Source organism: Streptomyces sp. LS-MS-L19 (genome assembly GCF_058382285.1).
The window spans coordinates 9102899-9126898 of the sequence record NZ_JBYCLL010000001.1; the positions used below are offsets into that span (position 1 = coordinate 9102899).

Below are 24000 nucleotides of genomic sequence, written 5' to 3' on the forward strand. Positions count from 1 at the left end.
CCACACTCCCGGAGATCTCACGCATCCGCGCCGTACGGCGCCTCGTACCCCGTCATCGGGGTCCGACGCGGCGCGGCCCGGAACGGTTCGCTCACTCCTCGTCGAGGAGGCCGATCTCCGCCCAGATCGTCTTGCCGTCGGCCGTGTGCCGGCTGCCCCAGCGCTGGGTGAGCTGCGCGACCAGGAGCAGACCCCGGCCGCCCTCGTCCCAGGTCTTGGCGCGCCTGAGGTGCGGGGCGGTGTGGTTGGTGTCGGAGACCTCGCAGATCAGCGTGGTCGCGTCATGGATGAGCCGCAGCCGGATGGGACGGGCGCCGTAGCGGATCGCGTTCGTCACCAGCTCGCTCGTGACCAGCTCGGCCGTGAACGACGCGTCGCTCAGGTCCCAGCGGCCCAGTTGTTCCACGACCTGCTTGCGGATGGGCCCGACCAGCGCCGGGTCCGCCGGGATGTCCCAGGTCGCCACCTGGGACGCGGGCAGCCCCCGGGTACGGGCCAGCAGCAGCGCCACGTCGTCGGTGGAGCCGCCCGACGGCAGGAGGGAGTGCAGCATCCGGTCGCAGGTCTCCTCCAGGGAGTCGGAGGGGGCGGCCAGGGCCTCGCGCAGCAGCGCGTGACCGGCGTCCACGTCCCGCTCCCGGGACTCGAGCAGCCCGTCCGTGAACAGGGCCAGCACGCTCCCCTCGGGCAGATCCAGGTCCGCGGACTCGAACGGCAGCCCGCCGAGCCCCAGCGGCGGCCCCGCCGGCAGGTCGACCTCGCGGGCCACCCCGCCCGGCGTCAGCCGCACGGGCGCCGGATGCCCGGCCCGGGCCAGCGTGCAGCGCCGCGACACCGGGTCGTAGACCGCGTAGAGACAGGTGGCCCCGACCTCTCCGGGGCTGCCCTCGCCGCCGGCCTCCGCGGACAGCCGTACGACGAGGTCGTCGAGGTGGGTGAGCAGTTCGTCCGGGGCCAGGTCGATGTCGGCGAGGGTGCGGACGGCGGTGCGCAGCCGGCCCATCGTCGCCGAGGCCTGGATGCCGTGACCGACCACGTCCCCGACGACCATCGCGACCCGCATCCCCGACAGCGGGATCACGTCGAACCAGTCGCCGCCCACCCCGGCCCGCGCGGCCGGCAGATAGCGGGAGGCCGCCTCCACCGCGGCCGTGCGCGGCAGCGAGCGGGGCAGCAGGCTGCGCTGGAGGGCGAGGGCGGTCTCACGCTCGCGGGAGAAGCGGCGGGCGTTGTCGATGCAGATCCCGGCGCGCGCGGTGATCTCCTCGGCCAGCAGCACGTCGTCCGAGGTGAAGGGGTCGGGCCGGCGGTATCGGGTGAGGACGGCGACGCCGAGGGTCTGGCCGCGGGCCTGGATGGGCACGGACATCGTGGAGTGGATGCCGTACTCCTTGACCCGCTCGGCGCGCGTCCGGTTCCAGTTGAGCCACTGGTCCAGGCGCCCGGAGGCGACCGTGGCGACGATGGTGCGGTTCGCCATCAGAGAGTCGGCCTGGGGCGAGGTGGCCGGATACAGCTCGCTGTGGCCGGGCTTCATCACCGCCAACGGGTTGCCGGGTTCCACCGACTGGTGGGCGGCCCGGCGCAGCTCGATCGGTGCGTCGAGCCTCGCCGGCGGCTCGCCGTTCTCCACCGGGTCCAGCAGGTCGACGCTGACGAAGTCGGCGAGCGCCGGAATGCAGACGTCCGCCAGCTCCTGGGCCGTCCGGGTGACGTCGAGGGTGGTGCCGATGCGCACACTCGCCTCGTTGACCAGCTGAAGCCGCTCCCGGGCGAGGAAGTTGTCGGTGAAGTCGTGGGCGGCCAGGCACACGCCCCGCACCCGGCCCGCCGGGTCGGTGACCGGCGCCATCCGGGCCAGCCAGGCGTGCGCGGTGTCCTCGCCGCCGGTGCGCATGTAGGTCTGCACGTCCTTGGCCCGGCCGGTGGTGAGCACCTGGAGCAGATGCTCCTCCAGCTCCTCGCTCTGCTGCTTGCCCCCGATCTCGGACAGCCGCAGGCCCTGGATGCGCTTCTCGGGCAGGCCGATCACGTCGGCCATGGCGTCGTTGATCCGGCGCAGCCGCAGCCGTTCGTCGTAGACGGCGACGGCGCACGGTGACTGTGTCAGGGCGGCCTCGCCCAGCGGGTCGTCGGGGGCGTGGGAACCGTCGGAGTCCAGCGGGGTGACCACGAGCCAGTGCCCGGGGCCGCCGTCCGCCGAGTGCCGGTGGTGGGCGAGCAGCCACGCGGAGACGGCGGTGCCGTCGCGGTGGCACAGTGTGAGGACGCCGTCCCAGCGGGCGCCCACCGGTCCTCCGGGCACCTCCTCGCCCCCGCTGACCAGGAGGTTCACCGCGGGTCTGCCCACCACCTCGGCGGGCGACCAGCCCAGCAGCCGTTGCGCGCCGGCGTTCCACGCGACCAGCGTGCCGTCCTCGCCGACGACGGCCCTTGCCGTCGCCGCGTCGTCGAACGGGTACACGAGGGTCATCGTCGCCACTCCATTGCGCGCACGCTCAGTGAACAAACAGGTCACTTGGGTTCCAAGACTAGTGCGTCGCGCTCGCACGCGGACGACGAACCCCTGTCGACCGCCGGACGCCGGTCAAGGGGGAAATCCGGCCGACGTGGCGCACGGGGCAGAAGCCGCTCACCGCACCCTTGACGGCCGCATGTGGCTCACCGTCAGATTGTGTTTGTTCACGATCAGTTGTGAGCACTTCTGGGCCGCGATGAGGGAGAGTCGCCATGACGGTCACGCGCAGATCGGTTCTGCTCGCCTCCACGGCCGCACCGGCCGCGGGGGTGCTCCTGGCCACCCCGGTGGCGCAGGCCGCCGAGTCCGCGGGGAGCGCGTCCGGCCGCCGTACGGTCGCGCTGCGCGACGGCTGGCGCTTCGCGCTCGTCGACCCGGGCGGGGTCACCGACCCGACGGGGGAGTACGCGGACGCCGCCGCCCCCGGCTACGACGACTCGGGGTGGCGCGAGGTCGCGGTGCCGCACGACTGGAGCATCGAACTCGCCCCGACCACGCAGCACGGCACGACCAGCGGCACCGGGTTCTTCCCCGGCGGCCTCGGCTGGTACCGCCTCGCCTTCACCCTGCCGCCCGCCTTCGTCGGCAAGCGGGTCTCGGTCGAGTTCGACGGCGTCTACATGGACGCGTACGTGTACTGCAACGGCACCGAGGTCGGCCGCCACCCCTACGGCTACACCGGCTTCGCCCTCGACCTCACCGACCTGCTCCACACCGACGGCGCGACCGAGAACGCGATCGCCGTCAAGGTGCAGAACCGGCTCCCCAGCAGCCGCTGGTACTCGGGCAGCGGCATCTACCGCGAGGCCCGGCTGGTTGTCACCGAACCGGTGCACGTGGAGCGCTGGGGCACCCGCGTCACGACCCCGGAGATCACCGCGAAGCGGGGCCTGGTCCGGGTGGCGACGTCGGTGGCGAACACCTCGGGGGCCGGCACCGACGTGGAGGTCGTCACCCGGATCGTCGACCCCCGCGGCCGTACGGTCGCCCGGACGTCCTCCACGGTCGCCGTGACCGACCGGGCCACCGAGACCCACGAACTCACCGTCCCCGAGCCGCAGTTGTGGGACCTGGCGACTCCGCACCACCGCTACACCGTGCGGACCGAACTGCGCGTCGGCGGCACCACGACGGACACCTGTCGCACCCCCTTCGGCTTCCGCGCCTTCCGCTTCGACCCGGACGAGGGCTTCCACCTCAACGGCACCCACCACAAGATCAAGGGTGTCGACCTCCACCACGACCTCGGCGCCCTGGGCGCGGCCGTCAGCGTCGACGCGATCCGCCGGCAGATGACGATCATGAAGTCGATGGGCGTCAACGCATTCCGCACCTCCCACAACCCGCCCTCCCCGGAGATGATCAGGGTCTGCGAGGAACTGGGCATCGTGATGCTGGTGGAGGCCTTCGACTGCTGGAAGACCCCCAAGACCCGCTACGACTACGGCCGGTTCTTCGACGAGTGGTGCGAGCGGGACGCGACCGAGATGGTCCTCGCGGCCCGCAACTCGCCCGCCGTGCTGATGTGGTCGATCGGCAACGAGATCCCCGACTCCACGTCCACCGCCGGGCTCGCCATGGCCGACCGGATCATCGCCGCGATCAGGGCCGCCGACGACACCCGTCCGCTGATCATCGGCTCCGACAAGTACCGCCGCCTGCCCGCCAAGGGGTCGGCGGCCGACCTGATGCTGGCCAAGCTGGACGGTCTCGGGCTCAACTACAACACCGCCAAGTCGGTGGACCAGCTGCACGCCGCCTACCCGCACCTCTTCCTCTTCGAGTCCGAGTCGTCCTCGGAGACCTCGACCCGGGGCGCCTACCAGGAGCCCGAGCACCTCAACACCGGCGAGAACCACACCCCGGGCAGGCGGAACACCTCCTCCTACGACAACAACCTCGCCTCCTGGACCATGAGCGGCGAGTACGGCCACAAGAAGGACCGGGACCGCAAGTGGTTCGCCGGGCAATTCCTCTGGTCCGGCATCGACTACATCGGGGAGCCCACGCCGTACGACGTCTTCCCGGTGAAGGCGTCCTTCTTCGGCGCGGTCGACACCGCCGGATTCCCGAAGGACATGTACCACCTCTTCCGTAGCCAGTGGACCGAGGAGCCGATGGTCCACCTGCTCCCGATGACCTGGAACCACGAGAAGGGCGACACCGTCGAGGTGTGGGCGTACGCCAACGTCCCCGAGGTCGAGCTGTTCCTCAACGGCAGGTCCCTCGGCACCCGGACCTTCGACACCAAGAAGACCACCGACGGCCGGACCTACCTGGAGACCACGGAGGCCACCGGCGACGACAAGACCTTCACCGACGGCCCCTACCCGGGCAGCTACACCAGCCCGAACGGCAGCGCGGGCAAGCTCCACCTGACGTGGAAAGTGCCGTACTCCCCGGGCGAGTTGAAGGCCGTGGCCCGCAGGAACGGCAAGGCCGTCGCCACCGATGTGCTGCGCACGGCCGGAAAGCCGCATGCCGTACGACTCACCCCGGACCGCACGTCCCTTGCAGCCGACGGACGGTCACTGGTCTTCGTCACCGCCGACGTCGTCGATGCGCGGGGTGTGATGGTGCCGGACGCCGAGCACCTGATCTCCTTCGCCGTCACCGGCGGTTCGCTCGCCGGACTCGACAACGGCCGGGAGGAGAGCGCCGAGCGCTATCAGGCGAGCACCCGGACCGCCTTCCACGGAAAGGCCCTCGCGATCGTCCGTGCCGGATCCGAACCGGGTGTCCTCAAGATCACGGCGAGCGCGGAAGGACTGCGCACCGGCACGACGAAGGTGCGGACCACCCCGGCCCGGTCTGCCGCCGTCACCGAGCCGGCCGCCTTCACCCCGGACCATCCGGCGCCCCCGAACTACCCCGTCGCGGACGCCGGTTACTCCGGCCGCCCGGACACCCTCCCGGCCGCGATGCTCGACGGCGACCCGGCCACCGGCTGGTCCAACGCCTTCAGCAAGGCCGCGACCGCCCTGCTGCCCGCCTTCAGCGGCGCGCGGGCCGAGGACTGGGTCTCGGTGGACTTCGGACGCACCAGGACCTTCGACCGGGTCGAGGTGTCCTTCACCCTGAGCGCCACGCACAGCCTGCCCGCCGCCGTCGAGGTCGCGGTGTGGGACGGCTCGGCGTACGTGCCGGTCATAGGTCCTTCCGTCGACTGGGCCACGGCCTCCGACCAGCCGACGGTGATCACCTTCGGCTCCGTGCGCGGCTCCCGGATCCGGCTCACGATGACGAGCGCGCACCCGGGAGGGGCAGGCGGGTCGGTGCGGATCGCCAAGTTGGAGCTGCCCGGTAGTTGACGCCGTGTCATGGCTGCAACAAGCATGTCCTGCGACCGTCAGTTGGGAGCGCTCCCATCGCGAGCGCCCGCCCGCACCTCCCCCGAGGAGCCCGGACGTGAACAGACGCAGAACCGCCTTGTTGTCCCTGACCGCCCTGCTGGGAGCGGCACTTGTGGCCTCGCCGGTCGCCCCGGCCGCCGCCGACGAGGTCGAGCAGCTCAAGAACGGCACCTTCGACACCACCACCGCGCCCTGGTGGACGACCGGCAACGTCACCGCCGGCCTGTCCGACGGACAGCTCTGCGCGGACATCCCGGGCGGCACCGCCAACCGCTGGGACGCGGCCGTCGGCCAGAACGACGTGACCCTGGTGAAGGGGGAGTCGTACAAGTTCTCCTTCACCGCGAAGGGTTCGCCCGAGGGGCATGTCGTGCGGGCGATCGTGGGGCTGCAAGTGGCGCCCTACGACACCTGGTTCGAGGTGAGTCCGCAGCTGAGCGTGTCCGGGAACTCCTACGCGTACACGTTCACCTCGCCCGTCGACACCGCCCAGGGCCAGGTCGGCTTCCAAGTCGGCGGCAGCGCCGACCCGTTCCGCTTCTGCATGGACGACGCGTCCCTGCTGGGCGGGGTCCCGCCCGAGGTGTACGAGCCCGACACCGGTCCGCGCGTGCGGGTCAACCAGGTCGCCTATCTGCCCGCGGGACCCAAGAACGCCACTCTGGTCACCGACGCCACGGCCAAGCTGCCCTGGCAGCTGAAGAACGCCTCCGGTGCCGTCGTCGCCCACGGCTCGACCGTGCCGCGCGGCGTAGACGCCTCCTCCGGGCAGAACGTCCACTCGATCGACTTCGGCGCCTACAGGAAGAAGGGGACCGGGTTCACCCTGGTCGCCGACGGCGAGACCAGCCGGCCCTTCGACATCGGCGCCTCGGCCTACGAGCAGCTCCGCCTCGACGCGGCGAAGTACTACTACACCCAGCGCAGCGGCATCGCGATCCGCGACGACCTGCGCCCGGGCTACGGCCGCGCCGCAGGACACGTGAACGTGGCCCCGAACCAGGGCGACAAGGACGTGCCCTGCCAGCCGGGCGTGTGCGACTACACCCTCGACGTCACCGGCGGCTGGTACGACGCCGGCGACCACGGCAAGTACGTCGTCAACGGCGGCATCTCCACGTGGGAGGTGCTGAGCACCTACGAACGCGAACTGCTGGCCCGCACCGGACAGCCGGCGAAACTCGGCGACGGCAGCCTCGCCATCCCCGAGAGCGGCAACAAGGTCCCGGACATCCTCGACGAGGCCCGCTGGGAGCTGGAGTTCCTGCTCAAGATGCAGGTCCCGGACGGTCAGCCGCTGGCCGGGATGGCCCATCACAAGATCCACGACGAGCAGTGGACCGGCCTGCCGCTGCTGCCGAGCGAGGACCCGCAGAAGCGTGAGCTGCACCCGGCGTCCACCGCGGCGACCCTCAACCTGGCCGCGACGGCCGCGCAGGCCGCCCGCCTGTACAAGCCGTACGACAAGGCGTTCGCGGCGAAGGCCCTGGCGGCCGCCCGCAAGGCCTGGACCGCCGCCCTCGCCCACCCCGACCTGTACGCCTCGGAGAGCGACGGCACCGGCGGCGGCACCTACGCCGACAACAACGTCACCGACGAGTTCTACTGGGCGGCGGCCGAGCTGTACCTCACCACGGGCGAGAAGGCCTTCCAGGACCACGTCCTCGCCTCACCCGTGCACACCGCCGACATCTTCGTCCCCGTCGGCTACGACTGGGCCCGCACGGCCGTGGCCGCCCGGCTGGACCTGGCGACGGTGCCGAGCAAGCTGCCCGGCCGGGACAAGGTCCGCCAGTCGGTGGTCAAGGGCGCCGACCGCTACCTGGCCACCCTGAAGGCCCACCCGTACGGCATGCCCTACGCCCCCGAGGGCAACCTCTACGACTGGGGCTCCAACCACCAGATCCTGCACAACGGGATCGTCATCGCCACCGCCTACGACATCACCGGTGCCTCGAAGTACCGGGACGGCGCGCTCCAGGGCATCGACTACCTCTTCGGCCGCAACGCCCTGAACATCTCGTACGTCACCGGCTACGGCGAGGTCAACTCCCACAACCAGCACGCCCGTTGGTACGCCCACCAGCTCGACCCGAGCCAGCCCAACCCGCCGAAGGGCACCCTCGCCGGCGGGCCGAACTCCTCCATCCAGGACCCTTACGCACAGAGCAAACTCCAGGGCTGCGTCGGCCAGTTCTGCTACATCGACGACATCCAGTCCTGGTCGACCAACGAGCACACCATCAACTGGAACTCGGCCCTGACCCGGATGGCGTCCTTCGTGGCGGATCAAGGCTGACCTGAGCATGCTCCACCAGCTCACCGGGCCGCTCGTGCGCGGTGAGCGTGTGGAGCCGGGCCTGATCGAGCGGCTGGTGCACCTCGACGTACTCACCGTGCGGCAGCCGCTTGATCACGCCGGTCTCCCGGCCGTGCAACACCAGCTCCCGGTCCCGGAGTTGCAGGCCCAGGCAGATGCGCCGGGTGACGACGAAGACGACCGCCGGGACGACGAACATGCCGATCCGCACCGCCCAGGTGACCGTGTTGATCGACAGGTGGAGCCGGGTCGCCACGATGTCGTTGCCGCCGCCCGCCAGCAGGATCAGGTACAGGCTGATCCAGGACGCGCCGATCGCCGTACGGACCGGTTTGTTGCGCGGGCGGTCCAGGAGGTGGTGCTCCCGCCTGTCCTTGGTGAACCGGGCCTCCAGGAACGGGTAGACGCCGATGAAGACCAGCAGCAGCGGGAAGATCACGACCGGGATCAGCACCCCGAGGATCAGCGTGTGGCCCCACAGAGTGATCTCCCAGCCCGGCATCACCCGCACCAGGCCCTCGGCGAATCCGAGGTACCAGTCCGGCTGGGCGCCCGTGGACACCTGGTCGGCGCGGTAGGGGCCGTAGGACCAGACCGGGTTGATGGACGCCACAGCCGCGATGAGCGTGAGCGCTCCGAACACCAGGAAGAAGAAGCCGCCCGCCTTCGCCAGGTACACCGGGAAGAACGGGGTGCCGACCACGTTGCGTTCGGTCTTCCCGGGGCCCGCGAACTGGGTGTGCTTGTGGTAGACGACCAGGATCAGGTGGGCCACCACGAGGGCCGCCATGATGCCCGGGATCACCAGGATGTGCAGCGAGTAGAAGCGGGCCACGATGTCGTGTCCCGGGAACTCGCCGCCGAACAGGAACAGCGCGAGGTACGTCCCGACGATCGGCACCGACAGGGTGGCGCCGTAGACGAACCTCAGGCCCGTGCCCGACAGCAGGTCGTCCGGCAGCGAGTAGCCGAAGAGGCCCTCGAACAGGCCCAGGAACAACAGGGCCCAGCCGAACAGCCAGTTGACCTCGCGCGGTTTGCGGAACGAGCCGGTGAAGAAGTGCCGCATCATGTGCGTGAGCATCGCGGCGACGAAGATCAGCGCCGACCAGTGGTGCAGCTGGCGGATCAGGAGTCCGCCGCGTACGTCGAAGCTGATGTCCAGCGTCGAGGCGTACGCCTCCGACATGCGCACCCCGTTCAGCGGGGTGTAACTGCCGTGGTAGGTCACCTCGTTCATCGACGGGTGGAAGAACAGGGTGAGCCACACCCCGGTCAGGATCAGTACGACGAAGCTGTACAGGCAGATCTCACCGAGCAGGAAGGACCAGTGGTCCGGGAAGACCTTGCGCAGGTACTTCGCGCCGAGGGTGCGGGTGCCGAGCCGGCCGTCGAGCCAGCCGGAGAACCGCTCGCCCCTGCCCGTCCGAGCCGGGCGCTCCGTGGTGGTCACGCCTCCTCCTTCTTGACGTGCGTGAGCTTGTCCGGGTTGGTGACGACGAAGAGGTTCGCGACCCGGTCGCCCTCCGGGGTGAGGTCCAGGACGATCACCGCGTACGGCGCGTCCCGCTCGAACAGCACGGCCGCGTCGTCGCCGTTGACCCGCCGGTAGCGCAACTCCAGATCCAGGTGGGCCCCGCCCCGCTTCGCGTACCCGTTGAGCAGCCGGGCGGCCTTGTCCCGCCCGTGCACCGGCCGCAGCGCCTGCTTGCGCATCCCGCCGCCGTCCGTCCACACCGTCACGTCCGGCGCGAGGACCTCCATCAGCTCGGCGATGTCCCCGCCGACCGCGGCCCGCACGAACCGTTCGGTCGCCTCCCGGCGCACCCGCGGATGCGCCTCGTACAGCGGTCGGCGGGCGTGCACATGGTCCCGCGCGCGGTGCGCCAACTGCCGTACGGCGGCCGGTTTGCGGTCGATGATCTCCGCGATCTCGGTGTGGGCGTACCCGAACACCTCATGGAGCACGAACACCGCGCGTTCCAGCGGAGACAGCGACTCCAGGACCACCAGCATCGCGAGCGACACGGACTCCGTCCGCAGCGCCGGGTCGTCGGCGCCCGTCTCCTCGGTGACGAGGGGCTCGGGCAGCCACGGGCCGACGTACGTCTCACGGCGGCGGTTGACCACGGCCCGGCGCTTCAGGGCGTGGTTGACGGCGATCCGCACCAGGTAGGCGCGCGGGTTGTCGACTCCGCCGGCACCCCGGCGCGACCACGACAGCCAGGTGTCCTGGAGCACGTCCTCGGTGTCGGTGACGCTGCCCAGCATGTTGTAGACGACGCCGAACAGCAGCTCTCGGTGCTCGACGAAGACACCGGTGGGGTCTTCCGTACCGGGTACGGGAATCTCGGACATCGCGTGGGCCTCCCAGTCGCGCGCTCACCACTGCGAGGCCTCCGAGGGGCGGGTTTGTGACATCGAGCGGCAGGAATGTGACCCACGCCTCATCGGGGAGGGGTGGCCCGAGCTGCCCACCGTCGTGCCTACGTCGGTGGGCGGCTACGACGCGTCGTGGAAGACGATCCCCAGCGCGTGCCGGCGGCCCGAGCGGACGAGGCTCACCCCGTGCCGCATCGCCCCGGCCGACCAGCCGCGCCGGGTGCGCACCGGGCGGTCGCGGGTCGTGAAGACCACGCCGTGACCCCGGGGCAGCACGGTCGCCGTGCCCCGGGACTGCGCCCGGGGACGCTGCTCGACCATCAGGAACTCGCCGCCGGTGTAGTCCGTGCCGTACTCGTCCAGACCGATCACGACCTGGAGCGGGAAGACCAGGTCACCGAAGACGTCCCGGTGCAGTGCGTTCCAGTCGCCCTCCGTGTAGCGCAGCAGGATCTGTGCCGAGCGGTCCTGGCCCGCCGTGTGACAGCGCTCCAGCCACTCCTCGAGGGAGTCCGGCCACGGCGCCGGGCGGCCGAGGCGGGCCGCCCAGTCCCGGGCCACCGGCAGCAGACGGGGGTAGAGCGCGGCGCGCAGGGCGGCGACCGGGGCGGGCAGGTCGTGGGTGAAGTAGCGGTACTCGCCCGAACCGAAGCGGTGCCGTGCCATGTCCACGGTGGTCCGGAACAGCTCCGGTTTCCCGTAGAGCGCCGTGAGGTCCCGGCACTCGGCCGGCGTCAGCAGCGGGGCCGTCGGGGCACAGCCGTGCGTGTCCAACTCGGCGGCGAGCCCGGCCCAGTCGGTCGCGGCGACCCGGGCGCGTGCCCGCTCGGGGGTGACGGTCATGTCGTGCTCCTCGCTGTCGGATCCGCGGGCCCGCCTTCGAGTGTGGGGTGCCGGCCACCGGCCGTCCGGCGGGATCCGGACACCGCGCTCCCGGCCCTGAGGTACCGCATGGACACCTTCTTGACCTGCGGATATTTACGGTCAAGTACCCGCGCGGTACCGTGGTGGCATGCCAGCTCTCAACGTGGAGTTCAGCGATCGTGAGCTAGAGGACCTGCGCCAGATCGCCAAGGAGCGCGGTACGTCGATGAAGGCCCTCGTGCGGGAGGCCGCCGCGGCCGACATCGCCCGGCACCGGGCGCTCCAGGAAGGCGCGGAGGCTTTCCGGCGGTTCTTCTCCGCCCACGCCGACGAGTTCGCCGCCGCCTTCCCCGAGGACGAACCGGCCGGCAAGGGCGCGGGGCGGGTCGCCTGACCGATGGCTTCCGTCGTCCACATCGACGTGCCCTGGCTGCTCCAGCGGCACGAAGAGGTCCTGCCCGAACAGCCCACGATCAACGACTTCTCGGCCCTCGTCGCCGCCGTCGCCCGGCACCGGGTCGATCCGCCGCGCCTCGGCGTCGACTCCGACCCGGCCTGGCGGGCCGCCGCCCTGCTGCACACCCTGGCCCTGCTCAAGCCCTTACCGTCGGCCAACGCCCGCTTCGCCTGTGCCACCGCGGTGGCGTACATGTTCGTCAGCGGCGTCGGCATCGACCCGCCCTACGGCGCCCTCGTCGACCTCGCCCGCGATCTGATCTCCGGCAAGACGGACGTGTACGGCGCGGCGGACCGGCTGCGTTCCTGGCAGATCTGAGGCGCGGCAGGGCGCAGTTCCGGCAGGGCTGAGACGCGGCAGGGCTGGGTTCCGGCAGGGCTGGGTTCCGGCAGAGCTGAGGCGATGAGGGCCGCCGAGCCGGGGGCCGGTGACCCGGGTTCCGGGGCTGTGGGGAAGCTGACCCGGGTCGAGCCGTCCCGGCCGGACGCCGACCGTCCCGCCCCCGGGGCCGCCGACCGAGGGCGGGAGGAACGGGGTCGGCGGCCGGGGTTTCGCGCGGAAGAGCCGCCGTTCCGCGCGGGGCCTCCGAGAAGGGCCGGTACCAGTGCACTACCGGTCGCCGCGCCGGGGGAGCGTGCGCGGCGCTCCGGCGCGTGCGCGGGTTTCACACGGGGCGCATGGAATGTCGAAAGCCGGTACGAGGGCACGCAGTTGCGAGGCCGTCCGACTGTCTTTCAATTGACGTGGATGTTGCTCAGGTGCCTTGTTGGCCGTGAGTGACTTGTGCAAGGGTGAACCACCTGTGTGGGGGGTCAGGGCCGAGTCGCATTCGTCCCGTGGGGAACCGGGGCGGAGAGGCGTCGGCGAATTCGTGCTTCCCACGCCGCGCCCAAAAGGGATGCCCCGTCCGGCACTTCTTTTCGGCAAGGAGAACTTCTGTGAGTCCCATGCCCCTGGGAAGGAATCCGCTCAGTGCCCACCCCCCACCCACCGCTCCCGCCTTACCCGCCGCCGGGCGGCGCGTCCGGAGAATCCGACGAGGATCTCGCAGCCCGGCTCAGGGGGCGTCCCGACGGTGAGGCCGCCCAGTCCGTCGCCCTGCTCATGGCCCGCCACTGGAAACCGGCCCACGAATACGCGGTGATCTGCCTGGCCTCCCCGTCCGAGACCGCCTCCATGGTGGCCGCGGCCGCCTTCCACCAGGTCCTGGACCGCCTCGCGCTCGGCGAACCGGCCCTCGCGCTGCGCCCCAGAACCCTCGTGGCCGTGCGGGACACGGTCAGGGAGTGGACGGCCGAGGACCGAATAACAGGTGTACTGCCGGACTTGGTGAAACCGAACGGCGGTCGCGGGATGCGGGCCGCGAAGTCCATGACGCCCGAAAACCGCAAGCTCGCCGAGCGGTCATTCCAGTCCCTTCCCGGACTCGCCCGCTGTCTGCTGTGGCACACCGAGGTGGAGGCGGAGTCCATTGCGGTGCCCGCCGCACTCCTCGGCATGGATACCGACACCGCGTCGGCGGCGCTCGAACAGGCACGTGAAAAATTCCGGGAAGGATGTGTACATGCCCATCGGGAACTCGCGCCGACCAAGGATTGCCGCTTCTACAACCGCCTCCTCGACGTTCCGATTCGGCGCGGCGGCGCCCTGCTGCCGGATGTCCAGCAGCATCTCTCGGAGTGCCGATACTGCCGCTCCGCCGCGGAACAACTGAGCCATTTCGAGGGCGGGCTGGGAGTCCTCATCGCCGAGGCGGTGCTCGGCTGGGGTGCCCGGCGCTATCTCGAACTGCGCGCCGGGCGTACGCCCCAGGACTCCGGGCGCGGCCGGGGGAGCGGTCGGCACGGCGCGGAACGGCGCCGCCTCCTGGCGCGCATCCCGACCCCCGGCCGCCGAGGCCCCGGCGGGGCCGGGGGACTGCGCTCCTCGCGCACGGTGCTCACCGGCGTGGGCCTGACCTCCGCGGGGCTCCTCGCGGCGATGCTCGCCTCCGGCCTGTGGTCGCACGACGACGGCGCCGACCCGGCCGCCTCGACCAGCGCCACCGGCAACGACACCGCCCCGAGCACGGCCACCCGGACCCCGGGCCCCGCCCAGCTGCCCACCGCGCCGGCCGTGACCCGGCTGCGCAACGACGCCGCCGACCTCTGCCTCGACATCCGGGGCACGGTGAAGGAGGGCGCCGGCACCGAACTGGCGGCCTGCTCGACCGACGTGACCCAGCAGTGGTCGTACGAGACCGACGGGTTGCTGCGCAGCGAGGCGAACCCGGAGCTGTGCCTGGACTCGCACGTGGACGCGGGTGTGGTCATCCTCGGCAAGTGCGCCGACGACCGGGCGAAGCGGGCCGAGGACGTACGCTACGACCTCACCGTGCAGGGGGAGTTGATCCCGCGCTGGGACGAGCAGCTCGCCCTCGCCGCCACCACCGACGACCCGGGCGCCGACATCGTCGTCAAGGTCCGCGACCGCTCGGAACAGCAGCGCTGGCTGACCGACCCGGCCGCGAACGCGAGCCCTGGTTCGCTGTCGGTCACCGGGAGCGAAGCCCCGCAGGCCCGGCCCGCTGAGCTCAGGGACCGGGTCTAGGGACGGTCCCGCCGCGAGCCGGTCCCCACGGGGAGGTCTCCTTTCGAGGAGGCCTCCCCGTCACGCGCGGTCCTCCACGAGGCCACACATGGTCCTCCACGAGGTCACACGCGGTCCTCCACGAGGTCGTCGGGGCCGATCGTCGCCGGGGTCGCGTGGCCCGACAGGGCGAGCGTGAGGTCCAGTTCGGCGAGCAGGCAGCGGATCACATGCTCGACGCCGGGCTGTCCGTCGAGCCCGAGACCGTAGACGTACGGCCGCCCGAGCAGCACCGCGCGGGCGCCGAGGGCGAGGGCCTTGAAGACGTCGTCGCCGGTGCGGATGCCGCTGTCGAAGAGGACCGTCAGCCGGTCGCCGACCGCGTCCACCACCCGGGGCAGCGCGTCGGCCGCGGCGACGGACCCGGCCACCTGCCGGCCGCCGTGGTTGGAGACCACGACCCCGTCCATCCCGGCGTCGGCGGCGAGCCGGGCGTCGTCCGGGTGCAGGACGCCCTTGAGGACGATCGGGCCGTCCCCAGTGCTCCCGGAGCAACGCGAGGTCGGGCCAGGTCTTGCCGGGGTCCGCGAACATGCCCACGAAGTGCAGCACGGCCGCGTTCGGGTCCTCGTGCACCGGCTTGGCCAGGCCCGCCTGGAACGCCGGGTCGGAGAAGTAGTTGGCGGTGCCCACGCCGTGCAGGAACGGCAGATACGCCTGGTCGAGGTCGCGGGGCCGCCAGGACAGCAGCGGCGTGTCCAGGGTGACGACCAGGGCCGTGTACCCGACCGCCTTCGCCCGGCCGAGGAAGCTGAGCGCCACCTCGGGGTCCTTCGGCCAGTACAGCTGGAACCAGCGCTCGGCGTCCCCCATCGCCTCGGCGACCTGCTCCATCGGCGTGCTGGAGGCCGACGACAGGATGTACGGCACCCCCTGCGCGGCGGCGGCCCGGGCGGCGGCGGACTCCGCGTCCGGGTGCATGATCGACAGCACGCCGACCGGCGCCAGGGCCAGCGGGGCGGGCAGGGCACGGCCCAACACCTCGACCGACAGGTCGCGTTCGTGCACGTCCCGCAGCATGCGGGGGACGATCCGGCGCCGCTCCAGGGCCGCCCGGTTCGCCCGCGCCGTACTGCCGTCGCCCGCGCTGCCCGCCACATAGCCCACCGGGCCGGGGCCGAGCCGCTGCTCGGTGAGCTCCTCGAGCCGGGTCAGGTCGGTGGGCAGCCGGGGCACCGCGCCGGACATGCCGTTCAGGTAGATCTCGTACTGGAAGTCCGCCCAGTGCTTGGCCATCCGTCCGAACCGCCTCTCGTCGTCGAGTGCGTCGACGATATCCACGGCCGGGCGCTGGTCAGGAGGGGGAGGGCACCCTGGGGCCGTCCGTCGGTGTGCCGGGCCGGCGGTCAGGAAGCCCCGAGCTCGGCGAGGATCCCGGCCAGTTCGCGGGGCCGGGAGAACATCGGCCAGTGCCCGGTGTCCATCTCGACCAGTTCCCAGCTCTCGTTCTTCAGCAGTCCGGCCACGACCGGCATCGGCTCCTCGCCGTCGAGGAGGCACTTGACGTAGGTGGCCGGGAGCTTGTCGAGGGGGCCGGTGAGGACGGCGGGCTCGGTGAGCGTCGCACCCGGATGCGGGGACGAGCGGTCGATGATCCGGGATATCTGCTCGTCCGTCAGACCCTGGTCGGCGTAGTGCTCCGGGCCCACGGGCCGCCAGAAGCCGCCGCTCTCCTCGATCGTCCTGCGGACGTCGTCACTGGGCCAGGCGTCCAGGAAGGACTCCCCGTCGACGGGGACGCTCGAGTCGACGAACACCGCCCGCCGCAGCCTGCCGCCGATCCGCTGGGCCGCCTGCCCCACCGGGACGCCCGAGTAGCTGTGCCCGACCAGCACCACGTCGCGCAGATCCAGCCGCTCGACCTCGTCGACGATGTCCCGCACATGCGTCTGCTGGCCCGCCGGCACGTCCCGCTTCTCCGCGAGGCCCGACAGGGTCAGCGGGCGCGGTTCGTGCCCGGCCGCGCGCAGCTCCGCCGCGACCTCGTCCCACGCCGACGCCCCGAGCCTCGCGCCCGCCACCAGTACGAAGTTCGTCATGCCCGCAATCTAGCCGAGGGCACCGACAACGCCCCGGGCCGGTGACGGGTGGTATCTGCCCTTGGGTGACGGCAGTCGCGTGCGCCACGGGACGCGCGGCGCACACGGCTGCCGTTCTGCGGGGGTATGCCGACGCTCCGGCCTTCCCCCGGGCGCCCGGGCCACGGCCCGCCGTGACGCCCGGGACAGTGGATGTTTCATTCGGTCTCGGCGTCCTCGGTGGAGGGATCGGCCACCTCCTCGGCGTCCGGCCCCTGCGCCCGCACCCGCTGCACGTGTTCCAGGGACTCCCGCAGTTCGGCGAGCCAGTCGTCGGTGTGCCGCTGGACCAGCCGGACGCACCAGGCGAGCGCGTCGCTGCGGCTGCGGGCCACCCCGCCGGCGATGAGGGTGTCCAGGACCTGGCGCTCGGGCTGCCGCAGCCGGGTCATGACGGGTGCCGCGACATGCGTGAACAGGGCGCGCTCGCCGTCGCACTCCACACCCCACGACACCTTGCGGCGGAAGGAGTGCTCGGCCTCGCGGGCCACCTCCATCCGCTCCTGCCGGGTGCGCTCCCGGAACTCCTGGATCCGGCCCTTCACGGCGGCCTCCCGCTCGGCGGCCGAGACACCCTCGTCGAGCCGCGGCCCGGGGATGCGGCCGATCACGGTGATCTCCTCACGGTCGACGACCACCTCGACCAGGGCCTCGAAGAGGTCGTCGGGCAGACGGCCGGTGAACCAGCCGCGCAGCTTGTCTCGTTGCTCTTGAGTAATCATGTAATGACGATTACTCCACTTCCCGCTGAACGCAAGGGGCTGGGGAGGGGTCCGCCGAGAGCGGAAGCGGAATGTTTCAGGCCTATTGCCGAAGCGGGGTAAACAGGCCATCCGGCCGGATCGAGTGATCGAGAACCGCCCAGTTGACGGGCTCTGTTGTTCGGATGATGTGACTTCGCGCCACTGATTCAACACGCAAGGTTACTGAAAGCCATGGGGTCGATGTGAAGTTCGGGCCAGGACTCGGCAGACTCGCGCTCGCCGCTCCGGCACCGACCGAGTCGGACGGCGACACCCTCGAATCCAGCGGAAGGATGCACACAATGCGGAACACCGCGCGCTGGGCAGCGACCCTCGGCCTCACGGCCACCGCCGTCTGCGGACCCCTGACCGGGGCCGCGCTCGCCGAGCCGGCCGCCGCCCCCCTGAGCCTCTACGCCCCCTCGGCTCTCGTGCTCACCCTCGGCCACGGCGACAGCGCCGCCACCGTCACCCCGGAACGGGCCGTGACCCTGACCTGTGCCCCGAGGCCCTCGGGCACCCATCCGGCCGCGAGCCCGGCCTGCGCGGAACTGCGCGCCGTCGACGGGGACTTCGACGCCCTGGCGGACAGATCGGACGTCCAGTGCACCCGGGAGTACGACCCCGTGGTGGTCACGGTCGACGGCGTCTGGCGGGGCAAGCGCGTCTCCTACGAGCGGACCTTCGCCAACGAGTGCGTGAAGAACTCCTACGGGACCAGCGTCTTCACGTTCTGAGAGACCGGGATCGTGTGGTGCCGTGATCTGCCCGAGGGGCCCGCAGTTGGGGAGTGCCGCCCCTCTCACGGAACCCCGCGATCCCGCACCGAGGGCCGGCGGACGGAGTGGGGCCGTCCGCCGGCCCCTCGGCTCAGCCCCGCCGGGGAATCACCGGCAGCGGCGGGAAGCGGGCCCACAGGCCCGAGGCGCGCAACAACCGGTGCGGCCGGGACCCGTCGGCGACCACCCGCAGTCGCCCGCCCCGCTCCTTGGCCCGGGAGTCGGCGCGGCACAGCACCCGCAGCCCCGAGCAGTCGAAGCACTCGACGTGCCGGAGGCCGACCACCACATCGGGCCCGGCGGTCGCGGTCGCCGCGTCGAGGTGCTCAGCCAGGAAGCCCGCCGTGTCAACTGAGTTGAGTTCTGTCCTCGGTGTCTACGGGCGCTTGCGTTCCCGGTGGCTCGTGTCGCACCAGGGATAGCGGCGACTGCGCCGACACGTGCACAGGGCCACCCGGAAGCGGTCGGAGGCGACCGTGCTGCCGTCCTCCAGTTCCACTTCCACCGGGCCCTCCACCAGCAGCGGGCCCCGTTGCTGGATGCGGACGCGGCACGGACGGTCGCCGTCAGAGGGGGAGTTCGGCACGGACGACCACCAGCTCTTCCTTCTCGTCGGTGGCGTCGGCGGACAGCAGGCCACGCTCCCGCAGCCAGTCCACCCGCTCCCGCAACACCGGTCCGAACGTGATCCTGTGACGGCGGGTCACGGCCGCCTTGAGGCCCGCCCCGCGCAGATGTCCCACGGTCCGCCCGGGATCGCTCAGCGCGGAGTGCACGATCAGCAGCACACCCCCGGGGCGCAGCAGACCGGGTGCCTCCCGGCAGACCCGGTCCAGCACGGACCGCCCGTCGTGCCCCGCGTCCCAGGCCCGCGCCCGTCCGCGCGGGGGCCGGCCGCTCCCCGCGGGGGCGGGGACGTACGGCGGGTTGGTCAGGATGAGGTCGAACGACTGGTCCCGCACCGGCGTGAAGAGGTTCCCCCGGTGGACGCGGACCGACGCCCCGGTCAGCCAGGCGTTCGCCCGGGCCGTGCACACGGCACGCCAGGACACGTCGACCGCGGTCACCCGGCTGCCCCGACGCGCCGCCTGGAGTGCCAGCGCACCGGTGCCGGTACCGACGTCCAGGACGTGGGCGCCCGGTGGCAGTGGTTCTTCGGACAGGGCTCCGGCAAGGAGCGCGGTGTCCTCCTGCGGGGCGTACACACCGGGGAGGGCCAAAGGCGGAATCAGTGATCTCACGTCGGCCAAGTACCCTTACATTCAGAAAATATGGGAGGTTTCGGACGCCTCGAGTGCCCGCAGGGACGAGCGTCCGGCGCGCCAGTCGTCGAGCAGACGGGCCGCGAGGCGGTCCTCGACGTATCCGGTGGCGTCGATGCCGAAGGCCACGTCCGGGGCGAGATGCGGCTCCTCGGCCAGCAGACCCCCGATGACGTCGTGCCGTACGACCTGTTCGTGGACGGCGTCCGCCTCGACGTGCTCGTCGTAGAAGTGCTCGGCGGCCGGTCCGGCACCGGTGCGGCGCATCGCGTCGGCGAGCCGCCGGGAGCCGGGCGAGGACGTGATCTCGACCGCCGCGAAGTGCCCCACCAGCGCCCCGCGCAGGCTGCGGTGCAGACCCAGCAGCGACATGAGGTTCACCGTGGCGAGCATCTCCGCGCTCGCCGCTTCCAGGTAGTGCCCGTACGTCGTGTCCAGGCCCAGGTCCGTCATCAGGTCGGCGAAGAGACGGGCGTGGACGCGCTCGGGGCGGCCGCCGCCGAACTCGTCGAACTCCACCGCCGCCATGCCCGCCTTGGCCCGGCCCCACAGCCGGGGCAGCACCCACGCGTGCGGGTCGGCCTCCTTGAGGTGGTACAGCGAGCGCTGGGCCGCGTACTCGCGGACCTGCCACAGCTCGCCCTCCTTGCTCAGGAAGTGGCTGACCCCGGTGCCCTCGACCGGCTCCACCAGCAGGTCGGCGAGCGCGTCCTCGACACTGTCGTGCGCCGGGGTGTCGGTGCGCAGCGCGGACAGGAAGCGGTGTTCCAGGGCCGCCCGGGTGCGCAGCAGGTCCGGGTCCCACTCGCGGTCGGGGGAGACGTCCGCGAAGCCGCGGTAGTGCAGTTCGTAGCAGAGGTACAGGGCGAGCTGGAGGTCGTCGCTGTACACGTCCGCGCCCGCGACGGCCTCGTGGCGGGGCAGTGGTCCGGTGCCGAGCAGGTACTCCCGGACGGCCGCGGAGACCGGGCCGCGGGCGGACGGCAGCGACGGTTCCTGATGACGATCGTGTGGCATGGGCGCCGAGTACCCGGGGCGGGGCACGTCACCCGCGCGCCTGGATCCGTCCCCGAGGGGTACTCCGAGGCGGCATGAAGGCACTCGTGCTCAACTGCACCCTGAAGAGGTCGCCCGACCCGTCGAACACCGAGGCGCTGGCGGGCGTGGTCGTCGAACAGCTGGAGAAGCATGGCGTGGACGTGGAGGTCGTACGCGCCGTCGACCTGACCATCGAGCCGGGCGTGGTCAGCGAAACCGTACGAGACGGCGACGCCTGGCCCCTCGTGCACGCAAAACTCCTGGACGCGGAGATCCTGGTCGTCGCCTCGCCGACCTGGCTCGGCCGGCCGTCCTCCGTGGCCCAGCGGGTGCTGGAGCGGATGGACGCGATGCTCTCCGAGACCGACGACGAGGGCCGACCGGTCGCGTACAACCGGGTGGCGGGCGTGGTCGTCACCGGCAACGAGGACGGCGCGCACCATGTGATCAGCGAGATCTCCGGGGCGCTCGCCGACATCGGCTACACCGTGCCCGGCCAGGCGTGGACCTACTGGCACCTCGGACCGGGGCCGGGTCCCGACTACCTCGACGACGAACGCGGTCGCGAGTGGGCGCACAGGACGGGCCGGGCCATGGCCGCCAACCTGCACGGAGTGGCGAGCGCGCTGGCGGCGCGCCCGTTGGGCGCGCCGCCGGAGTAGGTCACTCTCCCTCGGACTCCTCCTGGGCGCGGGTGTTGGGGGTGAGGGCGTCCCCGGCCTCGCCCCGGTGCGCACGCTTGTCCTCCGAGTCGCGGGTGCGCCGCTCGGCGTCCTCGACCTCGCGCACGACCTCGTCCAGCGCGGTGTCCGGCTTCTGCCTCTTCTCGGACACGGATGTCTCCTTCCTGTTCGTCGCGTTCAGCGGGCGGCGGCCGCGATGCGCAGCGGCACCGGGTCCGGGAGTGTGTCCTCCTCGTTGCGGCGGGCGATCTCCGCCCACCAGGAGGGACCGTCCTCGATGTGCCGCAGCAGCACCCCCTCACGAATCGCCCAGGGGCAGATCGTGACGGTCTCGAGGCCGGTGAGCTTCATCGCCGTGTGCCCGATCACCGCGCCCGCCAGGCTCTGCAGGGCCCGCGGGGCGGAGATGCCGGGCAGCTCGGCCCGCTGCGCGGACGGCAGCGCGGCCAGACAGGACACCGCCTCACGCAGGTCGGAACGGCGCAACTGCCGTTCCATGAACGGTCCGTGGCGTCCGGCCGGCGCCCCGCACAGCCGTCCCAGCTGCTGGAAGGTCCGCGAGGTGGCCACCGCGGTGCGTGGGCCCTCCCAGCGGATCCGGGCCGCCACGTCCCGCAACTGATGGCGGACCTTGCGGCGCAGCGCCCGCACGAGCTCCTGGGGCGGCGGGTCCTGGCCCTCGAAGAACTCATGGGTCAGCCGGCCCGCGCCCAACGGCAGCGAGGCCACGAAGTCCGGCAGCCGACCGCGCCCGAAGGCGACCTCGAACGAGCCGCCACCGATGTCCATGAGCGCGAGCGGCCCGGCCCGCCAGCCCATCCAGCGCCGCGCCCCGAGGAACGTGAGCTCGGCCTCCACCTCGCCGGGCAGGGTGTACAGCCCGACGCCGGTCCGCTGCCGGACGGTACGCAGCACCTCCTGACGGTTGGGCGCCGCCCGCACGACGGCGGTCGCGAAGGCCAGCGGCCCGGCCGCGCCCCATCTCGCGGCGGTCCGGTTCGCCCCTTCGACCGCCTCCACCAGCCGCTCCACGGCCTCCTCCGGCACCGGCCCGCCCGGCCGCACGTCGTCGGAGAGCCGGAGCCGCCACTTCGCCGTGTGCACCGGCAGCGGCACCCCGTCCTCGGCGTCCGCCACCACCAGACGGACGGTGTTCGACCCCACATCCACCACGCTTATTCGCATGGACCTGTGGGTACCCACAGGAGGCCCGCTCCAACGCCGGTCGTCCCTTCCGGTCGTCGCTCTGCGCCACGGCGACCGCACTGTGGGTACGGCAGCGGCCGGTCAGGGCCCCCACACGGCAGCGAGAAGGGCCGCCGTCTCCCTGCGGACGGCGGCCCTTCGGACCGTGCGGCTCTCCCTGGCGGGTCGACCTGTGGGGGGCTCTTACATGTGGACGACGGGAGCGGCGCTCGCGTCCTGCTCCGGCACTCCGCGCCGGAAGAGCAGGAAGGCGATCAGCGCGCCGACGGCGAACAGACCCGCCGACCACCAGAAGGCGGTGGTGTAGCTCTCGATCGTGGCCTGGGCCTGGACCAGCTTGTTCGTCGGGTCCTTGCCCGCCAGGTAGTCGGTGGCGGCGCTCGCGGCCAGCGTGTTCAGCAGCGCCGTACCGATCGAACCGCCCACCTGCTGCATGGCGTTGACGGTGGCGGAGGCGACGCCCGCGTCCTCGGCCGCGACCCCGCCGGTGGCCAGCTGCATGGCCGGGGGCATGACCAGTCCGAGGCCGAAGCCGGTCACGATCAGCTGCGGCAGTACGGCGGACAGGTAGCTCGAGCCGACGCCGATCCCGGTGAGCCAGGCCATGCCGACCGCGGCGACCGCGAAGCCCAGCGGGATGACCACCTTCGGGCCGATCCGGGGGACCAGTGCCGTGGTGCTGACCTGGGCCGCGACCATCAGCGCGGCCACCATGGGGAGGAACGCCACGCCCGTCTTGGTCGGGCTGAAGCCCAGGTTCAGCTGGAGGTAGTAGGTGAGGAAGAGGAAGACACCGAACATGCCGCCGCCGGAGATCAGCACGGCCAGGAAGGAGGCGGCGCGGTTGCGGTCCAGCAGGATGCGCAGCGGCAGCAGCGGGTGCGCCGCGCGGGTCTGCCACCAGGCGAAGGCGGTCAGCAGCACACCGCCCGCGATCAGGAAGCCCCAGGTCTCGGGCGAGCTCCAGTCGTGCGTCTCGGCGTTGGAGAAGCCGTAGACCAGGGAGAAGAGACCGGCGGCGACGAGCAGGGTGCCGGGCACGTCCAGCTTGGAGTTGGCCGCGTCACGGTGGTTGTGCAGCAGGACCCAGCCGCCCGCGAAGGCGACGACGGCGATGACGACGTTGACGTAGAGCGTCCAGCGCCAGTCGAGGGCGTCGGTCAGGATGCCGCCGAGCAGCAGGCCCACCGCACCGCCCGCGCCGGCGATGGCGCCGTAGACGCTGAACGCCCTGGCCTTCTCGCGGGCGTCGGTGAACGTCGTGTTCAGCAGGGAGAGCGCGGCGGGCGCGAGGAGCGCGCCGAAGGCACCCTGGAGGGCGCGGGCGGTGACGAGCATCTCGAAGTTGGTGGCGGCCCCGCCGAGCGCGGAGACGGCGGCGAAGCCGACGACGCCTATGAGGAAGGCCGTCTTGCGGCCGAACAGGTCGGCGATCCGGCCGCCGAGCAGCAGGAGCGAGGCGAAGGCCAGCGCGTAGGCGGTGACGATCCACTGCCGGTTGCCGTCGGAGAACCCGAGGTCGGCCTGTGCCGAGGGCAGGGCGATGTTCACGATGGTGGCGTCCAGGACGACCATCAGCTGGGCGAGGGCGACGACGGCGAGGATCCACCATCGCTTGGCCGAGGCTTCGGGCTGCGCGTCGACGGCGCTGTCCCGACCGCTCTCGTTCAGGGTCTTCTCGGACATGGG

General features: G+C 71.7%; 19 protein-coding genes and 2 pseudogenes. 7 read left to right on the top strand and 14 right to left on the bottom strand.

The annotated features are described in order from the left end of the window. Positions 1-91: 91 nt before the first annotated feature. On the bottom strand, positions 92-2473 hold the full coding sequence (locus AC2XR2_RS40660; RefSeq protein ID WP_491517877.1) for a SpoIIE family protein phosphatase: 2382 nt from the start codon (positions 2471-2473) through the stop codon (positions 92-94). Positions 2474-2730: 257 nt separating this feature from the next. Between AC2XR2_RS40660 and AC2XR2_RS40665 the strand changes: the two genes are divergently transcribed. Beyond that, a complete protein-coding gene (locus AC2XR2_RS40665) occupies positions 2731-5829 on the top strand; it encodes a glycoside hydrolase family 2 TIM barrel-domain containing protein (protein ID WP_491517878.1) in 3099 nt (1032 codons plus the stop codon). A gap of 97 nt (positions 5830-5926) precedes the next feature. Continuing rightward, positions 5927-8170 carry a glycoside hydrolase family 9 protein gene (locus AC2XR2_RS40670; protein WP_491517879.1) on the top strand — a complete coding sequence of 748 codons (2244 nt, stop codon included), beginning with the start codon at positions 5927-5929 and terminating at the stop codon, positions 8168-8170. On the opposite strand, the gene qcrB is transcribed toward AC2XR2_RS40670, so the two are convergent. The 3 genes from qcrB to AC2XR2_RS40685 all read right to left on the bottom strand — a co-directional run bounded on the left by qcrB (position 8115) and on the right by AC2XR2_RS40685 (position 11416). Further along, positions 8115-9644, bottom strand: a complete 1530-nt coding sequence (gene qcrB, locus AC2XR2_RS40675; RefSeq protein WP_381296672.1) for a cytochrome bc1 complex cytochrome b subunit — start codon at positions 9642-9644, stop codon at positions 8115-8117. The genes AC2XR2_RS40670 and qcrB overlap by 56 nt on opposite strands. After that, entirely contained in the window at positions 9641-10549 is a 909-nt protein-coding gene (gene sigJ, locus AC2XR2_RS40680) for an RNA polymerase sigma factor SigJ (protein WP_491517880.1), read from the bottom strand. The genes qcrB and sigJ overlap by 4 nt, the downstream gene beginning before the upstream one ends. Before the next feature lie 144 nt (positions 10550-10693). Next, the gene (locus AC2XR2_RS40685) at positions 10694-11416 is read right to left on the bottom strand and encodes a 2OG-Fe(II) oxygenase (RefSeq protein WP_491517881.1); all 723 of its coding nucleotides are present in this window, start codon (positions 11414-11416) and stop codon (positions 10694-10696) included. Positions 11417-11585: 169 nt separating this feature from the next. Between AC2XR2_RS40685 and AC2XR2_RS40690 the strand changes: the two genes are divergently transcribed. From AC2XR2_RS40690 to AC2XR2_RS40700, 3 genes are all read left to right on the top strand, one after another. Beyond that, positions 11586-11831, top strand: a complete 246-nt coding sequence (locus AC2XR2_RS40690; RefSeq protein ID WP_030323130.1) for a hypothetical protein — start codon at positions 11586-11588, stop codon at positions 11829-11831. Positions 11832-11834: 3 nt separating this feature from the next. After that, positions 11835-12212 (top strand): hypothetical protein, encoded by a 378-nt coding sequence (locus tag AC2XR2_RS40695; RefSeq protein WP_020134791.1) that lies wholly within the window; start codon positions 11835-11837, stop codon positions 12210-12212. Between the two features lie 654 nt (positions 12213-12866). Next, entirely contained in the window at positions 12867-14483 is a 1617-nt protein-coding gene (locus AC2XR2_RS40700; RefSeq protein WP_381296667.1) for an RICIN domain-containing protein, read from the top strand. 104 nt (positions 14484-14587) lie between these two features. On the opposite strand, the pseudogene AC2XR2_RS40705 reads toward AC2XR2_RS40700, so the two are convergent. The 3 genes and pseudogenes from AC2XR2_RS40705 to abmR all read right to left on the bottom strand — a co-directional run bounded on the left by AC2XR2_RS40705 (position 14588) and on the right by abmR (position 17322). Beyond that, positions 14588-15758, bottom strand: a pseudogene (locus tag AC2XR2_RS40705) (lactate 2-monooxygenase). 110 nt (positions 15759-15868) lie between these two features. Further along, positions 15869-16561, bottom strand: a complete 693-nt coding sequence (locus AC2XR2_RS40710; RefSeq protein ID WP_491517882.1) for an alpha/beta fold hydrolase — start codon at positions 16559-16561, stop codon at positions 15869-15871. Positions 16562-16758: 197 nt separating this feature from the next. Next, a complete protein-coding gene (gene abmR, locus AC2XR2_RS40715; protein WP_449353013.1) occupies positions 16759-17322 on the bottom strand; it encodes an ATP-binding transcription factor AbmR in 564 nt (187 codons plus the stop codon). Between the two features lie 323 nt (positions 17323-17645). On the opposite strand from abmR, the gene AC2XR2_RS40720 reads away from it, so the two are divergent. Next, complete coding sequence (locus AC2XR2_RS40720) at positions 17646-18080, top strand: protease inhibitor (RefSeq protein WP_330262556.1); 435 nt, start codon at positions 17646-17648, stop codon at positions 18078-18080. A gap of 133 nt (positions 18081-18213) precedes the next feature. Here AC2XR2_RS40720 and AC2XR2_RS40725 read toward each other — a convergent pair. From AC2XR2_RS40725 to AC2XR2_RS40740, 4 genes and pseudogenes are all read right to left on the bottom strand, one after another. Next, a pseudogene (locus AC2XR2_RS40725) lies at positions 18214-18459 on the bottom strand (STAS domain-containing protein); the annotation flags it as partial. A gap of 39 nt (positions 18460-18498) precedes the next feature. Continuing rightward, positions 18499-18708: a CDGSH iron-sulfur domain-containing protein gene (locus AC2XR2_RS40730; protein WP_381308398.1), complete on the bottom strand. Its 210-nt coding sequence runs from the start codon at positions 18706-18708 to the stop codon at positions 18499-18501. Further along, the gene (locus AC2XR2_RS40735; protein WP_449353011.1) at positions 18689-19372 is read right to left on the bottom strand and encodes a HemK2/MTQ2 family protein methyltransferase; all 684 of its coding nucleotides are present in this window, start codon (positions 19370-19372) and stop codon (positions 18689-18691) included. Before AC2XR2_RS40735 ends, AC2XR2_RS40730 begins: the two co-directional genes overlap by 20 nt. A 12-nt stretch (positions 19373-19384) precedes the next feature. Next, positions 19385-20401, bottom strand: a complete 1017-nt coding sequence (locus AC2XR2_RS40740) for an iron-containing redox enzyme family protein (protein WP_491517883.1) — start codon at positions 20399-20401, stop codon at positions 19385-19387. A 74-nt stretch (positions 20402-20475) separates the two neighbouring features. Between AC2XR2_RS40740 and AC2XR2_RS40745 the strand changes: the two genes are divergently transcribed. Beyond that, a complete protein-coding gene (locus tag AC2XR2_RS40745) occupies positions 20476-21084 on the top strand; it encodes a flavodoxin family protein (RefSeq protein WP_449353010.1) in 609 nt (202 codons plus the stop codon). A gap of 1 nt (position 21085) precedes the next feature. Here the strand turns inward: AC2XR2_RS40745 and AC2XR2_RS40750 are convergent, their stop codons facing one another. The 3 genes from AC2XR2_RS40750 to AC2XR2_RS40760 all read right to left on the bottom strand — a co-directional run bounded on the left by AC2XR2_RS40750 (position 21086) and on the right by AC2XR2_RS40760 (position 23997). Beyond that, on the bottom strand, positions 21086-21256 hold the full coding sequence (locus AC2XR2_RS40750; protein WP_491517884.1) for a hypothetical protein: 171 nt from the start codon (positions 21254-21256) through the stop codon (positions 21086-21088). Between the two features lie 26 nt (positions 21257-21282). Then, complete coding sequence (locus tag AC2XR2_RS40755; RefSeq protein ID WP_381308388.1) at positions 21283-22290, bottom strand: Ppx/GppA family phosphatase; 1008 nt, start codon at positions 22288-22290, stop codon at positions 21283-21285. 204 nt (positions 22291-22494) lie between these two features. Then, positions 22495-23997, bottom strand: coding sequence for an MFS transporter (locus tag AC2XR2_RS40760; protein WP_491517885.1), 1503 nt, complete (start codon positions 23995-23997; stop codon positions 22495-22497). Positions 23998-24000: the final 3 nt, after the last annotated feature.